Source organism: Legionella drozanskii LLAP-1 (assembly GCF_001467585.1).
Lineage (GTDB): Bacteria > Pseudomonadota > Gammaproteobacteria > Legionellales > Legionellaceae > Tatlockia > Tatlockia drozanskii.
The window spans coordinates 685,746-701,564 of record NZ_LNXY01000020.1 but is presented as its reverse complement, the minus strand read 5'-3'; the positions used below and the strand labels follow the sequence as shown (position 1 = coordinate 701,564).

The following is a 15,819-nucleotide window of genomic DNA, read 5'->3' as shown; positions in this document are numbered from 1 at the left end:
TCTTAATTTTACTCATATAATCTGTAGTTTCTAAGTATTCTTTTTGAGCATTAGTATCCCAATGACACCGAATTTATTGATGAGTGAATTAGCCAATTTAGTTAAAGCACTCACTGAAAATCCTGATAATTATTACACTAAGACTGAAACCTTAGCCTTAATGAAGCAAGTAAAAATGTTGGCTACTCAGGGCGATAAAATGGCTCAATATCAATTAGCCCAGCTCTTTCACAAAAAGTCTGATACCTATTTAAACTTGATGCAGGCTTCTGCGAAACAGGGCTTTACTAACGCGATGTTAGTTTTAAGTCGAGACTATGCTGCAAATGGAAAAGTCTCTGGTTTGCAGAAAGCGGCGCAATATATCGTTAAAATTTTAGCTTCTGGAGACAGTTATATAAAATCTGAGGCTGAAGCCTTAATGGAGCGCAACCGCTTATTAGACGCTGAAGTACAACGGCAAATGCCAAAAGGAATCGGTAAATCCGCCTTCGGTCTTTTTGCTCAAGATCCCAGAGCGCGAGAAATGGATCAACCCAACTTGCAAAATTCTGCAGCCCCAGCAGCCTAACTTCGACAGAGCTTTTATTTGCTTAGTCAGAACCGCTTATGAAACAATAGCTCATCTTTGCCTTAAATCGTTTTTATGAAAACAGAATTTAAATCGATTCCAATCGAATGGCTACAACCTGGCCGCTACCAACCCAGAGTTAATTTTGAGGCGAACGCACTGCAGGAGTTGGCGCAATCGATTGCTACGCAAGGACTCATTGAACCTTTAGTCGTTAGAGAGCTAGCTAAAGAGCGGTATGAAATCATTGCTGGCGAACGGCGTTGGCGGGCTGCGATGCTTATCAGTTTAGCGGAGTTACCTTGTCTTATTGGTAACTACAGCGATGAGCAAGCCGCAGCGGTGACTTTGATTGAAAATATTCAACGCCAAAATTTAAATCTAATCGAAGAAGCCACTGGTTATCGACGGTTGCTTGATGAGTTTCATTTTCACCAAGAAGAAATAGCTCATTTAGTCGGTAAATCGCGCAGCCATATCGCTAATATTTTGCGTTTATTGACTCTTTGTGAATCAGTGCAGCAGCGATTAAGAAATGAACAACTTTCACTTGGACATGCGCGTATGTTGGTTGGACTGCACCCAAGCCAACAAAGATTATTAGCAGAACAAATAGAGCAAAATGAGTGGTCCGTCAGGCAGTTAGAAAAAAAGGTGAAGGAATTAAAAACAAATGATCCCCTGAAAGCGGATGCAAGAAAAGATCGGGATATCGAACGTTTACAAATAAAACTAGCTGAACAAATCGGAGCGCCTGTACAAATTATTAACGACAACCGTGAAGGTGGTTGGTTACAAGTAAAATTTTTTGATAATGATACCCTGGCAGGGCTTTTGGAGAGGATGGGCTTGCGTTATGATTAAGCTTTTTCCCAAGTCGCTTTGGGGCTTTTATTATTACTTTTAAACTAAGGAACCCAAATCGATGAAAAGGATGTTGTCGGGATTAGTGTGTGCTTTTTTGTCGGTATCCTCACATGCCAGTATTAAAAGTGGTGCAGATCGGTTAATTGATGCAATCGACCCAACAATGAATATCGGTATAGAGGTCGTTGATGTAACAACCGGTGCAACGCTTTTTAGCCGCAATCAATCACGCACGTTTATTCCCGCCTCAAACATGAAGCTCTTTTCGGATGCCGCAGCGTTAATGGTATTAGGACCTGATTATCGTTTTAGAAATCAGCTTAGTACGAATGCCACGCAGTTGCAGCAAGGGGCGTTGAAGGGTTCATTGTACCTCCATCTATCAGGTGATCCTTCATTTAGTCATGAACGACTTGCGACGCTTATTGCGGGCCTGAAGGCTTGGCACATTAATCATATTCAAGGCAATGTATATATCGATAGCAGTCATGCTGTAGCGAGTCCCTATCCCCCTGGTTGGATGGCGACGGATTTAGTCTATAGCTATGGAGCGCCTGCTGCTCCTCTAATCATTGATACCAATCGTCTAATGGTCACGGTTAATCCCGCGGGTAAACCAGGCGATCCAGCGGTTATTGAAACGGATGATGCCAGCGGCAGTATTACGATCAACAATCAGGTAAACACCAAGGCCACTTCGGCGCATTGTGGTGTGGATTTTTCAATGGATAAGGATAACCACCTGACTGTCCGCGGTTGTGTCGGTGTCGGCCAATGGGCCGTCATGCAGAAGATGGCAATCCGCAATCCGCTCAGCTATGCACAAGGTTTAGTTAGACGACAACTGAGTGAAGCCAATATTGCATTTGAAGGTGAGGTAATGCTTGGTAAAGCGCCTTCTGGATCGCTACTGATTGCAACAGAAACCTCAAAACCCATTTCTCAATTAATGGCTGATACTTTGAAACCTTCCGATAATTTGTATGCAGACAGTTTGTTTTTGCACGCTGCAGAAAAATTAAATGGCTCGCCCGTCGATTGGGGAGATGCTCAGTTCATCGTGAAGAAATTCATTCAGCAACAAACCGGTATTGAGCTAGGTAATGCGGTATTAACGGATGGTTCAGGCTTATCGCGCCATGATCTGCTAACCCCCAACCAGACGGTCAGTTTATTACGTTTTTTATATGAGCGCTTCCCACTGTCCTATGAATATATTGCTGCTTTGCCTGTTTCAGGACGAGATGGGACCCTTCAACGACGGTTTAAAAAACCGAATCAGCAAGATTTGGTTCGTGCTAAAACAGGTACAATGACCGGCGTTGTTAGCCTCTCAGGTTATTTATATACGGCCAATGCACATACTTTAGCCTTTGCCATATTTATTAATAACCGACCTGGAACAAGCCCTTCTATTTCTGGTCGTTATCGTTCTTTGATTGATTCCTTATGTACTTATTTTTTACAACAAAAACCGGGGAATAACATATTATCCAGAGTGTTTTCTTCAAATAAACGAATCAAATTCCAACAAAACCCAACTCAAGCCGAACTTCAGCGCGGTAGACAGGCTCGATGGCGACGTTTAGAAACGGTGGTAAAACAATCGCTCAAAGGGCAGGCAGTTACGGTTATTTACCGCGGAAATGAGCTTGTACTGAAAGATAATCAACCCGATGCAGCTCGAGTATTAAATGCACTGCAAGCGTTGAGGAAAAGATATGCTTTTGCCGTTGCGCTATTTGCTCAATCAATGCCCGCTGCAACCGGAGATAAGCCGTTGGTATTATGGACTCAGTCTGTTGACTCACTTGGCCCTGCCCAACGAATATGGATTATTCGTGAGGCTGTTGTCTAGCCAACAAGGGCTCTGAGGTATCCTTTGCCTTCGCGGAGGCAAGGGATAACTCAGACGGGGCTGACTACCCTATACCTTGCTGCAAGCCGCAAGCTCTGATGTCTTCCTCAAGGCATTTTTCAGATGAAATGCTTGTGAGGATTTCTCTGATTTTTGCTGCGTCATAACGTCGTTGTGGATTATCCTCTTTAAAACTGCCGTGACTGAAAAAAGTCCTATGGTAGTAGCTGTTATCCGGATCAGCGTAATCAAAAACAATCTCTTGTTGGCCATAAGCAGCCTGGAAATGGGCTGCTATATAAGCCTCTAAAATAGCGACTTGCTGCTGGTCCAGATCATTGCGATCAAAACGACCAGAAGCTAAGTAAACTTGTAAATAACCTTGCCGTTGACAAAGATAGCCCGCATAAAAAGCAGAGCCATCGTAATCTCCTTCCGGAATGGTTAAAGAGGGATGACCGTAGCGATCTTTGCGATTTAAAAATATCAGATTGGATGGACTAAAAGTATCAGCTAGTCCCTGGTAGCCGTATTCTTCTTCATAAGCATTTTTAACGCCTGTGACCAATTGCAAATCTGAGCGCAATGCCCAAATTCGCTTTTCTAACGGTAGTAAGGGGGAGCTGACTTGTTCAATGTTTTGAAACGCAGGATTGATGCTCTTTTCTCCCGGATAAGAATATTTAGGGATGACGGGTTTAATCTGCGTTTGAATGAAATGCTGCGCTTCGTTGTAATTTAGTGCAGTTTCCGCATGAGTTACAGCGAGAGCGAGCGATTCTGCAGTATAAGAGCGACCTTCTTTCTTCGCTGAAAAGGGCTTGTCAGTGAAAAAAAGTGCAGAATCTTCGTCATCCTGTTTTCCTGGAAGAGTGTCGTAAAAAACAATGTTTTGATTGCCGTAAGCTCTACAGAATTCTAAGCTTAGATAAGACTCGATAATATGAATTTGCTCTTTAGATAAAGGCAGAATCCCCTCATCCACTCTATCAGCTCGATTAAAACGACCTGACGATAAAAACACTTCCAAATAGCCTTCTCTTTGACAAACAAAACCTGCGTAATAGACTTCTCCATTATAGTTATCATCCGCTTGTGTAATTGAGGGATGACCATAACGATCCTTCCAATTCACATATTGATGTAGCGAAGGAGCAATGACCTTTTCCAAACCATGATAATTATATTCCTGATAGGCATTTTTAACCCCAGTCGCAATAACAAAATCGCTACGAAATGCAAAAATACGTTTTTCATTCGGTTGCAATCGCGAATTGACCTCTGCAAGGGATTGAAAAGCCGGATTAATTCCTCTTTCGCCAATATAAAGATATTTTGCCGTGACGGCTTGGATGTTTTTCTGAATATATGATTTTAAAATTAAGGGAATATGCACAAGTCCTGCTTGTACGTCTTTTGCTGGAGTAGCCATAAATACCTCGAACTTAAATTTTAAATTCAGAGCTTGCTTTCTCTGAGATTTAATTCGTTATTAGCGTTTAAGTTGGGTTCCTGGAAAGAACCTCTTTGGTATCCTGAGCACTGGTATTGGGGAGAGTGATTTGTCTAACGCCGATTCACAAACGAATGTCCCAACCTGGACAACAGTGCCCAGGTTGCGCATCATCATTTTTTGTAAATCAATCTGTTTCATTTAAATCAATCTAATTAAAATTTTGTACAGTATGCGTTTAAATTAAATTAAATGTCAAGCGCTAATGCTATTTTAAGCAAGGCTGATAATAACGACACCAATGAAAATTAAAATGCCGCCTATGATAACCGGAATATTGACATGCGTTTGATGAAATAAGAGCCAGGTAAACAGAATGGTAAATAGGGGATACATTAATTCAAGAATGCCAGCTACAGTGGCATTTTTAAGGCGGATGGATGCAACAATAAAAAAACTAGCCAGCAAAACTACAATAATTTCAGCTAAAATTAGCCAACGGACATTAGGTTGAGTCACGATTATCTCAAAATCTTTTTTCATGGTAGTGAAGTAGGAAAGGATGGTAAACATAATGGCACCGCCTAACATTTCTAAAGCCAATAAGCTGACTGGTGAAATGCTATTAAGTATTTTTTCTGCCAAAGTATAGTTTAATCCCCACAAAATAGCGGCAATGATGGCAAAGGTTACCCACATGAGTTTTCTCCCATGAAATGAATCACCTGTTCCACGACCTGACTAGATTTTAAAATACGCCGATGTCCCAAGCCTTTGGTGGCAACAAACTTCACATGAGCTAGATTTTGAGTTAATTTTAGCGCATCGCTATAAGGTATTTCCGGGTCATCTTGATCATGAATGACCATTATTGGATGGGGTATGCGAGCAATCAATTCATGGATCCTTGTCTCTTTGACGTTGAGTCGAGCTTCAGTTTCCACAAAATGTTGAAAATAATATTTTGATTTGGGTGAAAGCTGCATAAAGTTGCTAAAACGATCAAAGATATTTTGTAAATCACAGGGGGAGGAAATAAGAACAATTTTTTGAGTAATAAGCCCGTTATCCGCTGCCAAAGCAGTGGCTGCACAGCCAAAAGAATGGGCAATTATACCATATAATTGGCCCAGTTCTTGTTGAGTTGCCAGCATTTTCTCTGCAAATTCCCGCAAATTGGTTCTATTTCCTGGAGAGTCGCCATGGGCAGGTCCATCAATTGCAATGACATGAAAACCGGCAGCGACAAGTGGTGCTACAAAAAAGCCAAGCTGGCTTCCACGACCATCCCAGCCATGAACAAGCAAAATTTTTGGCCCTGAAGATCCCCAATGCCAGGATTTGACCTGAGAAGTTAACGTTTTTTCCTCACTTCCGGCAATAATTTTTTTTTCCCATTCGGGTCGTTGATGCCGAGTTGGGGTCATAAAACGCTTCGCATTTAAAACGCCTACATAGCTCGGCAGAACATAGCTGGTAAGGGCTAATGTGCGACGATAAACTTTGAATAGCAAAGGCAGCTTCATATTGGTCTCCCAAAATAAAAGTAGGCCAGCTTTGGCTAGGAATCAAGAGAGACAGGCAAAGATGTGGAAGTTTGTAAAACTATTTGCTCATCCATTAGCTAGTATAGAAAGCTGGGCCAAGGTGCGGCAAGCACCATTTATCTTACTGGAAAATCAAAATAAGTTTTAGGGTAAGGTTCATTCCTGAGAGTGAAATGCCACCATTCTTGGGGATAAGGTTTAAAACCATTGGTCAGCATCAAATGACGTAACAGAGATCGATTCGCTTTTTGCGGTTGACTTAAATCAGGATAAAAAACATTTGCACTGGCATCTAGGCAATCAAAACGTGTGCCGGTATCTATTGAATCATCGTTTCGATAATTAGGTGTTTTGCCAAAACAAGGGGTAGTAACTGATTTAGAATGAGGATAAGTTGCACCAATTTTTACTAGAGTCAGATCAACTGTACTCCCTCTGGTATGGCCTGAGTGTTCTGCAATATAGCCTTTGGCAAATAAGTATTTTTTATCTTCGCGTGGATAAAAAAGGGCTTTCATACGATTGTCTTGTGGATTTTGGCTCCATTGGTAAAAGCTGTTGACCGCCTGTTGCGGCCGATAGCAATCATAAACTTTGAGACTATATCCCATTTTAATTGCGGCTTTCTGTATTTTGGCTAATTGATTGGCTGCAGCCAAAGTAAGGATGCACCGACTGGCTTTGTAACCCGGTATTGGATGACCGATAAAATTATTACTGGTTGTATAACGCAGGTCTTGGATAATGCTGGGAGCAAGATCGTGTAAGTAGATAAAACCTTGAGGAAGAGCATAAGCGATAAAGCTAACACTATAAAGAATTATAAGAGCCAGTATGCGTTGCATATTAGGTTTACAATCAATGAGCTGATTTTACATCTTAACTTGTCTTTTATCCTTGAGGGAAGTATTTATACTGAGGTGAGTATATTTTGATATAATTGCCATTTTTTTATAGTTGTTTTTATCAAGGTATGAGAAATGTTGACCGATGAACAAGCAAAAGCGCTTTGGATTGCTATTAGTCAGATGCAATTTTCTTCTCCACAGGATATTGTTGCCGCTGATTTGACTAAGTTAAGGGCTGACACTGTAGAACCTTGGCTGAAAAATTGGCGTGAATCGCATTTAGCGAACAAATATGGCATCGCTTTACTCAATGAAAAACCAATTCGGGTCTGTGAAAAAAAAGGGAGTTCGGTAGCTGATGTTACGGCACGGGGTATTGACATGGCGCGTGCAGCCGCTGAGATCTTAAGACTAAGCCAGAAAGAAAATGAGCCATTGGTTGAAGTTATCAAAGTGTATCTTCGCCAAATGCAACAAATTGCAACAATCGCGCAAGCAGTACAAGAAACGAATGATTTTCATGGCGCTTTAGTTAACTTATTGGAAAAGAAGGTTTTTCAAAAACGAAAACCCCATCAAATTTTTGAGGCGCTTTGTTTTGTACGTGATTTTTTGTGGCAGCGTGATTTTGTTAGAGAGCATTGTGTAGTAGAACGTTTAAATCAAGATGAATTTTTTATCCGCTATGTCCAACCCCTAACATTTAGTGCAGGAACAACGACAAAATCTCCCTGGGAAAATTTGCATGAGCAAAAATGGCTTATAGATTTACGTACAGAATTTGCACAGGAACCCTGGTTCGATGAGTTTATCGAGCAGCATGGATTAACTTGGTCTAGGCTCTCCAGCACGCCAATGACACGTTTAGCACCTAATCCTGCGAATGCTGCAGCGATAACGGATATTTATGTCAAAGAGGACGAGATATCGGTGTTTGGTCAACATCTACGAGCAGCGATCACTGAGCCTTTGGATGTGCCCAATGCCCAAGCGAGGCAAGCGATTACTAACTGGAACCATTCGGAATTGATAATTCCGCAAATGAGAGAGCAGTTAGCGTATTTTATGTCTATTTGGGGTGATTTTTACCAAGAAGGTCCAATTCCTTTTACTATTTTGCATCAAACTTTAATTGGTGATGAGGTGAGTTTTACACCTGATCAACAAAAAGCAAGGGCCACAAAATTGGGCGGCAGCGTTATTGATAGTAAATACAAAGCCAATAGGAAGTTGAGCCATAATTTTGCGGATGAAGCTTTTTATTTCCATCCCAGCCGCGGTGAACTAAAAAAAATTGCAGGACCTGAACCAATTCCTCCTGATTTTTTGCGAGTTAATATCAAACTGTTGGAAACGAATCATTGCATTAATATGTGGCAAAATAGAGCTCGAGTTCGTAATCATGATATTAGTCATAGCCGCGCTCTTATTAACCAGTCCGTAAGTATTTATCAACAAGTGGCTAGTCGCTATCCAAACGATGATTTAAATATCTTAGTCGATTTTTTAACTTCGGCCGATCATGCCTGGTTCACGCCATATAAATCGCGAGGTCCACAAGTTAAGGCGGCGCTAGAAAAACTGAGTCGAGCGCTCATTGAGGGGAGTTATCCTTTTTATACACTTCCCGGCAAAACTCGTCGTCATTTAACACTAGGCTTACAAGCTGCGGTTGAATTAAAGTGCATGGTCCACGAAACTTGGGCAGGATCTGCAAGGCGTCATATTTCTAATTGGAGTCGTAATCATTTACGGGAATGGTATTTTTTGGGTTTCGGTCATTTAGTCGATTGGGGAATCAGGGGCATCCTCACAGTGGCCGCCCAGCTAGTCAAATTACCATTCATTATCCCTCATTTTATTTATCTTTCCCGCCACTGGTATGATCGGGAAAATATTTTTTTAAGTGCTTATGAAGGATTGTTGGCGGAATCAATGGGTATGTTGACGGGTGGATGTATGAGTGCCGTTGACCGTTATGGCGAAATTGCAGAGTTTCGTGCCGCTTTGAAAAAACAACTTATAAGTGAAGGGCAGATTGTTAGTTTTAATGATAATCATGAGAAAAAATTAGCTTTTCGCGAAAAATATGGCAGTACAGTGGCAAAGCATAACCTGGCAGAAAATAGTACGGGAACTGCAGGGACTAAAGAGCCAGAAATTGAGGGTTATATTGTCGATAATTTGATCTTAAAAACAGAAGATGAAGAAGACCGAAATTTATTTAAATTATTAGCAGTGTTACGTGTAGGAAAATATAACAAATCAATGGATTATGAAAAATATTTCCAGAAAAGATCAGCTTCATTATCACATGAAATTGCTGGTTCCAAACCTTTCCCCATTGTGGTTTCTGAGCCAGTCCTTATCGAACCTTCAGAAAATGCATGCAAATCAGGATCTTTGAAATACTGTTAAAAAGGGTGTAAAAAAATCCTGGGTGATGGCTATGGTAATTTTATAAAACTGAAAAGGACTTGAGATAGAAAAATTAATTATCTCTTGACAATTATATGCAATAATTTCATTAACTATCTCAATCATTTCAAGAAAATTGCAATACCGGCAAGGTCTCTCACATACATACCAATGCCGGCTTGCATGATTAGCTTAGACAACAAGCGATTGGTTTTAAATCAGAATAAGGCGTTTCCGGTAAAAAACGATTGGTATAGCATTGCGATAGATCAAAGGTTTCATCAATAATATTTAAATGTTTAGTATAGCGTCCAACTTTTTCCCAATCCCTGTCGACATTAAGTAATGTACGTGAAAAAAAGGGCAACGTGCGAATGAAAATCTTTTGATACATAGGTGTACGCAACTGCGGTTTAGCTTGGCACAATAATTCATATGCCTCTTCAGGATGCTCCGTTGTGAATGCGGCTCCTCGCTGTGTTGCTCTGAGAAACCCCTGAATCAATTCAGGTTTTTGCAGTGTATGTTCTGGCACAATAAATTGAATCGAGCAAAAGCAACAACACCCGAGTCCTGCTAATTGATCAATTCGCAAAAATTGAGTTTCACCTCGTAGATGTTCTAATTCAACTAGTTGAAAATTCATGAAGCCAATACCCGTATCAATGATATCTCGGCAAATTGCATCCGTGACATTCATCCCAATACGAATTGTTTGGTAACTGCTTGGATCAATACCTGCAAGCTTCGCTAAATCATCGATAATTTTCTTACCAAATTCGCCAATATATCCCACTCGTTTGCCAACAATGTCATCAAACGAATTAATACCACTCGATTTCAATGCAATCAAACCGGTGGGTGGTTCATCCAGTAGGGTACCTATTGATGTCACAGGATATCCTTTAGCAACAGCTGCGACAGTATGAATCATAGCCTTTACACCAAAGTCTACTGTTCCTAACCCAACCAATTCCGTAACATCACTAGGATCAGCTGGTTCTAAAATGGCAAGTTTAATGTCTTCCTGTAAATAAAACCCTAATTGATGTGCCGCAAGAATGGGCGCGTGATAAGGATTTGTGTACCAATTGAGTAATAAACTAATTCTAGATTTTAGTGATGACATGACCATGACTCCTTGTATTAATGTATGAATAATATTGGAGATGGCAAAAAGGGAACCGTGCCACATAGAAACATGGCATGGATTTTTTGAAGGCGTCCTTACGCTGATATGACTCAGTTCAAGTTCGACGGGTAACTCTCAGTCTATTTACGACACCCCGCGCCATCTAACAAACAGATGTATGCTAGATTTTAATTTTATGCTTGTCAAATCTGTACAATTTTTGCTTCGTTTCTGTAATTTATCTCTATATTTGAATTCATCGAAATCAATTATAATGGGAGCAACTTCATTAAAGAACGAATTATCAAACAGCACTATCATAACTTACACTGTTGTTCTTCTTGTGGTTCAGGTAATCCGAACAATGGAGATGTTGATACTTTAAAAATTAATCTTTGTTGCAATTTTATAACAAAATGATCTAGGACTTTTTTAGGTATATTTAAGGGTTGAACAGAGATCGTTTTACCTAATTTTTCTTCAATTTCTTCAATGAAACGCTTGGTTTCTTCTGGCGATTTAAATCTGTTTTTTAAATCACGTTTTGACAATGATTCAGCAAACTTAGCGATCTCAGGATATGATTCGATTAAATAGGGTCGAATCAGCACCAATAGAGGAAGAATAATAAGATTAAATCCTCGAATCCCACCCTCCGTTGTTAAATTTGATTGAAAATATTCTCTACCCTTGCCAGTAGTATGACTAGCAAGCTCGATTAAACTTATTGTGCCGTGAGGAGAGTATTTAGCACTATCAAGCCTCATGGCAGCAATAAGATCACCAGGATGAAATTGGTACCTGGTTTCTTCTGTCCACCCTGAGGTCCTAATGTTTTTATCTGATCGTTGTTCTTTAGGAGCGAACAAAGAAATCAGCCTATCGAAAACCGTTCCGAACATATTTTTACTCTAAAAAAAGGAATACTTTCAGTAAACTTACACGCATGAGATGCTTTTTAAGCAAGAAAGATGACTTCCGAGATTTTATACGAATCATCCTTTTTAGCAATATATCATGCATAGAAATAATTGGAAGGATGAGTTCGTGAAAGTAGTTCCCGATAAGCAAGGTTTTTCCAAAAAAATGTCTATTTTTATGTTTATTCTCAATCACTATTTTTTTGCTGAATGTAGGGAAAAAATTTCAATATTCTAAAATGATTTTACTATCCAAAAGATATACTTCTTGCAAAATTTATTCAAAAATAATAAAGTGCCAAAAATGACCACAGAGAATAAACGATAATCACTTTGTTTTTATTAAGGTAAACTAACAATTTATATACGTGAATTTACACGAAGGAAGTTTGAAATGCAGGCGAAAATTGAAAAAGATAAATCAGATCTAATTGAAAAATACTTAATTGAAAAAATGGATGTTGAGCAAGTAAGAGAAATAATTAGCAATTCTACAAAATTACATCAAGCCAACATAAATCCTTTTAAGAATATTGAAAACTTGCAATTATACCTACCTAAACATATTTTAGAGGAGGTTGCTCAGGAAATATTTGTTAAATACGATGCACTTGCCTCAATTGTATCGAAAGAGCTAGCTGCTCACGCATTTTGTCATTTTAGAGACATAGAAATAAAGGACTTTAACGAGATACCAGATGTCCAAAAATCTACAAATTCTTATAATGCAATCACTGAGCGCATTACCCAAGAAATACTGCAAACCAAAAGTTACGCTGAACGTATTTTGATTATGGAACGTTGGGCTTTAATTCTGGCTAAAAGCTGGGCGCTAGGTGATTACCAGTCGTGTTTAGCAATCTCTGCAGCCCTCGAACAAGTACCTATTTGCCGACTAAACAAAGGATTATCCGACAGAGCGCTACAAATTATGAGCAAGGTGAGAGAGGCAAATGAAAATTCATCTAATAAAAATAAGAAACAATTGTTTAAAGAATATGGCATTCCTTACCTAGGGGCTTATCAAAACCAAATTACTTTGGCTAAAGAAGTAGTACAAGGATGTGATGACAGTATAAAGGAACTCAATAATCCAGAAGAAAAATCAGATGAATTAGATATAAAAAGAGAAGAGAAAATTAGAAATACTCAAGAAAGACGTCACGGCAGTATTCATAAGATGACAAGCCTTTTAGTTGATCTACAGATAAAACAACTTTTACTCGATATATTAAATGATAATACCAACAAATATAGAACTGAAATAGACAGCGATTTTTATGGTTGTTCTCCACTAGATAATGAAAATGATTCAACCGAAAAAGAAGCAGGACTATCTATAGTTGATACGGATCTATATGAAATATCTTACAGTTTTCACCCTGAAGGAATAGAATTTTCTCCACAAAAAACACACCAACAAGAATATGAAAGGTTGATGGAAATTGAAGAATTAAAAAATCAAAAGGCTAAAAAACTAAACACAAAAAAACAAAAATTAAAAAACCAGAGCTTAGAAAGAATTGAAGAAAGTATGGAAAATATTGCAATAGCGCTTAAGCAGCTATACCTGTTTATATACGAAGAAATAGGGTGTGAGCTCTTTGTGAGGTCTAAATTACCTCAAGACTTTGCAGAATATAAAGAGAGTTATATTTATTTGAGAAATGGTGAAACAAAACAGCTGTATTATATTAAATCAGATGGAACGGCTGAAAAAGTCACCATTAATAATCTTGAGCAATTTGAAAAAGAACTTAATGACATTAAAAAACGGAAACAACGCGTATTGCCTCTTAGTGGTGAGCAAATTAGGACGTTGATAACAAAGAACGGAGATCATGTCCGAGAAAGAGGACTGACCCTTGATTGTTTTATTAAGGAAGTAAATGAAGTTTTACAAGTGCTTCTTTTCCCCATTAAAAAAGCCATGTTAAATGAATATAACATAAAGGAATTTTCTCATGAAATGATAAAAAAATATGAGGAAATTTTTGAAAAAAATGGTATTAACAAGCCAGATAAAATTAAAGAGCTACTCGAACTTATTATAATGACTACGGAAAAATATCTTGAAAATAAAAAGGAATATCATGAATTAGAATGCCAGCAAAGCTTATCCTCTGTTTGGCGTAAAAATAAGAGTGGTGGTGGTAGATCCGTCTGGAATAGTTACGGTAGTTTATTATTTAGCGCCAAAAAAGGGGAGCGACCAGCTAAATCCGAAGATAGAATGGCAGAAAACAACCACGAGAAAAAAAGAGGCTCTACCTTATTTAGTGGCTTAAATAAAGGGGAAAGGACAGCTAAACCGCTAACAGAAAAAGAAATACGCAAAATGAAAGATAAGCAACATATAAAGAATTCATGTAATACGATGTTTTAATTGCAATGAGTAATACGTAGTCTTGATGCAGCTTTCGCTGCATCAAGACTACGCTTGTTTTTTCTTGTGCTTATTTTTCCATTCGGTATCAATAGTTCCTTTTTCAAAACCCTTTAACTCTTGATCAAGTGCAACGCGGTCATCGAAGACAAAACAACTGCCTTCCCAAAGTGAATTTTCTGCCGGAACAGATTCCAAATAATTTAATATTCCGCCATTCAATTGATAGACTTCGTTGAACCCTAGTTTTTTAAGATAAGCGGTAGATTTTTCACATCGAATACCTCCTGTACAAAACATGGCTATTTTTTTGTCCTTTTTCTCGATTAAATGCGTTTGCACATACTCGGGGAAATCTCTAAAATTTTCAGTATTAGGATTGATTGCATTTTTAAACGTTCCAAGTTCAACTTCATAGTCATTTCTAGTGTCAATAACAACTACTTCGGGATCCGCTAGTAACTCATTCCATTCTTTTGAATCTAAATGTACGCCACAAACATCTTGTGGGTTAATATTTTCCACCCCTAAAGAGACAATTTCTTTGCGCAATTTGACCTTGGCTTTTGCAAAAGGATTGAAGTCGTTATAAGTCGGTCTAAATGCTAAATCTTGTAAATTCTCATAGGTTTTTATGTAAGACATTAATGGCCCTATTTCTTCTTCTTTGCCACAAAAACTGCCGTTTATTCCTTCACTTGCTAAGATGATAGTCCCTTTAACTTGATTGTCTTTCATTGCTTTTAATAGTGGGTCTCTCATTAATTCATAATCACTAAGAGAAACAAATTTATAAAAAGTTACAATTACATATGGTTTCATTTTTTTACCTAATCACACCGTTTAATTGAGGTACTGCTGGGCAGTTTTACCGACATAGATTGTGCTATAAAAGCGATAATCGTCTATTTTACTATTATTTTAATGGTGAATAAATATTTGAAGAGAATTAGGCTAGAAAGCTCTCAAATGAGTACAGAACTTTTAGCCTAATTTGAAGGACCTTAATAATAATCAATAGTCGTTGTGGTCACATCAATAGGGTCGGAATCAATGATGGTGACTGGATCATAATAGATAGGTCTTACAACAACAGCTCGTGGTCGTGCAATGACCGCGGGAGCTGCTACTACTGTGGGTGTATAAGTCACAGAGCGATATTCTAAGACTCCGGGACTTGTACAACAGCCACAGGCTGCTAGAAAAACAATCATTGGGGCTAGGGCTATCCATTTCATAATTAACCTCAAAAATGTTATTCTCAGGTCAAATTGTAGATTATTTGTTCAGTATTCTCCAGTTTATTTTCTTTGTTCAAATTATTGTTAACTGTTTAACATCCATGTATAATTTTTCACCTTCCTGTTGATAAGGTTTACTTATGAAAAAGCTGTTATTACCTTTTCTCTCCGTTTTAAGCGTTATTTTTTTCTTAGTTTCATCAAACAGCTATGCTAATAAAAGGGAAAGGACAATTCGGAATGAAACCGCTAAAACTTGGTTTATTGTAAATCAACCTTGCTCGAGACGTGAGGTATACGTTAAATTTGACCGCTCTGAGCCTAAAGTCTGCGAACAAGGTAGCTTAGTCAACCAGGGTTTCTGTATATTACCCCCAGGACAAATTACTCAAGTCGTCTATGGTGGAAATGGAAAGTATCATATCTGCGGTACTCTCGTATTTACTGATGGGTATTCTGGAATAACTGTTGATTACTTTGACAACTCGACCAGTTTTAAAATGTATAGTTCAAATGCGCAGCTTATTAATGATGATCATGCTAACATCACTATTTTTAATCGCTAAGTAAACCTAATC

General features: G+C 38.6%; 14 protein-coding genes and 1 riboswitch. Of the genes, 6 read left to right on the top strand and 8 right to left on the bottom strand.

The features are described 5' to 3' along the window. The first annotated feature begins 61 nt into the window (after positions 1–61). From Ldro_RS07500 to dacB, 3 genes are all read left to right on the top strand, one after another. The gene (locus Ldro_RS07500) at positions 62–571 is read left to right on the top strand and encodes a hypothetical protein (RefSeq protein ID WP_058495780.1); all 510 of its coding nucleotides are present in this window, start codon (positions 62–64) and stop codon (positions 569–571) included. Between the two features lie 75 nt (positions 572–646). Beyond that, positions 647–1,435, top strand: coding sequence for a ParB/RepB/Spo0J family partition protein (locus tag Ldro_RS07495; RefSeq protein ID WP_058495779.1), 789 nt, complete (start codon positions 647–649; stop codon positions 1,433–1,435). 61 nt (positions 1,436–1,496) lie between these two features. Next, positions 1,497–3,296, top strand: a complete 1,800-nt coding sequence (dacB, locus tag Ldro_RS07490) for a D-alanyl-D-alanine carboxypeptidase/D-alanyl-D-alanine endopeptidase (protein ID WP_058495778.1) — start codon at positions 1,497–1,499, stop codon at positions 3,294–3,296. 64 nt (positions 3,297–3,360) lie between these two features. On the opposite strand, the gene Ldro_RS07485 is transcribed toward dacB, so the two are convergent. The 4 genes from Ldro_RS07485 to Ldro_RS07470 form a co-directional block, all read right to left on the bottom strand. Further along, positions 3,361–4,728, bottom strand: coding sequence for a hypothetical protein (locus tag Ldro_RS07485; RefSeq protein ID WP_058495777.1), 1,368 nt, complete (start codon positions 4,726–4,728; stop codon positions 3,361–3,363). Between the two features lie 294 nt (positions 4,729–5,022). Next, complete coding sequence (locus tag Ldro_RS07480; RefSeq protein WP_058495776.1) at positions 5,023–5,448, bottom strand: DMT family transporter; 426 nt, start codon at positions 5,446–5,448, stop codon at positions 5,023–5,025. Further along, positions 5,439–6,275, bottom strand: a complete 837-nt coding sequence (locus Ldro_RS07475; protein WP_058495775.1) for an alpha/beta hydrolase — start codon at positions 6,273–6,275, stop codon at positions 5,439–5,441. The genes Ldro_RS07480 and Ldro_RS07475 overlap by 10 nt, the downstream gene beginning before the upstream one ends. Before the next feature lie 137 nt (positions 6,276–6,412). Next, positions 6,413–7,141, bottom strand: coding sequence for a M15 family metallopeptidase (locus Ldro_RS07470; protein WP_058495774.1), 729 nt, complete (start codon positions 7,139–7,141; stop codon positions 6,413–6,415). 135 nt (positions 7,142–7,276) lie between these two features. Between Ldro_RS07470 and Ldro_RS07465 the strand changes: the two genes are divergently transcribed. Next, complete coding sequence (locus Ldro_RS07465) at positions 7,277–9,562, top strand: hypothetical protein (RefSeq protein ID WP_058495773.1); 2,286 nt, start codon at positions 7,277–7,279, stop codon at positions 9,560–9,562. Between the two features lie 187 nt (positions 9,563–9,749). On the opposite strand, the gene Ldro_RS07460 is transcribed toward Ldro_RS07465, so the two are convergent. Then, positions 9,750–10,691, bottom strand: a complete 942-nt coding sequence (locus Ldro_RS07460) for an ABC transporter substrate-binding protein (RefSeq protein ID WP_058495772.1) — start codon at positions 10,689–10,691, stop codon at positions 9,750–9,752. A gap of 78 nt (positions 10,692–10,769) precedes the next feature. After that, positions 10,770–10,861: riboswitch (TPP riboswitch) on the bottom strand. A 150-nt stretch (positions 10,862–11,011) separates the two neighbouring features. Next, positions 11,012–11,596, bottom strand: coding sequence for a hypothetical protein (locus Ldro_RS07455; protein ID WP_058495771.1), 585 nt, complete (start codon positions 11,594–11,596; stop codon positions 11,012–11,014). 412 nt (positions 11,597–12,008) lie between these two features. Here Ldro_RS07455 and Ldro_RS07450 point away from each other — a divergent pair, with 412 nt between their 5' ends. Continuing rightward, complete coding sequence (locus Ldro_RS07450; protein WP_058495770.1) at positions 12,009–14,000, top strand: RasGEF domain-containing protein; 1,992 nt, start codon at positions 12,009–12,011, stop codon at positions 13,998–14,000. 48 nt (positions 14,001–14,048) lie between these two features. Here Ldro_RS07450 and trhO read toward each other — a convergent pair whose 3' ends face one another. After that, positions 14,049–14,822 carry an oxygen-dependent tRNA uridine(34) hydroxylase TrhO gene (gene trhO / locus Ldro_RS07445; protein WP_058495769.1) on the bottom strand — a complete coding sequence of 258 codons (774 nt, stop codon included), beginning with the start codon at positions 14,820–14,822 and terminating at the stop codon, positions 14,049–14,051. Positions 14,823–15,004: 182 nt separating this feature from the next. Next, complete coding sequence (locus Ldro_RS07440) at positions 15,005–15,238, bottom strand: hypothetical protein (RefSeq protein WP_058495768.1); 234 nt, start codon at positions 15,236–15,238, stop codon at positions 15,005–15,007. Between the two features lie 143 nt (positions 15,239–15,381). Between Ldro_RS07440 and Ldro_RS07435 the strand changes: the two genes are divergently transcribed. Beyond that, positions 15,382–15,807, top strand: a complete 426-nt coding sequence (locus Ldro_RS07435; protein ID WP_058495767.1) for a hypothetical protein — start codon at positions 15,382–15,384, stop codon at positions 15,805–15,807. Positions 15,808–15,819 lie beyond the last annotated feature (12 nt).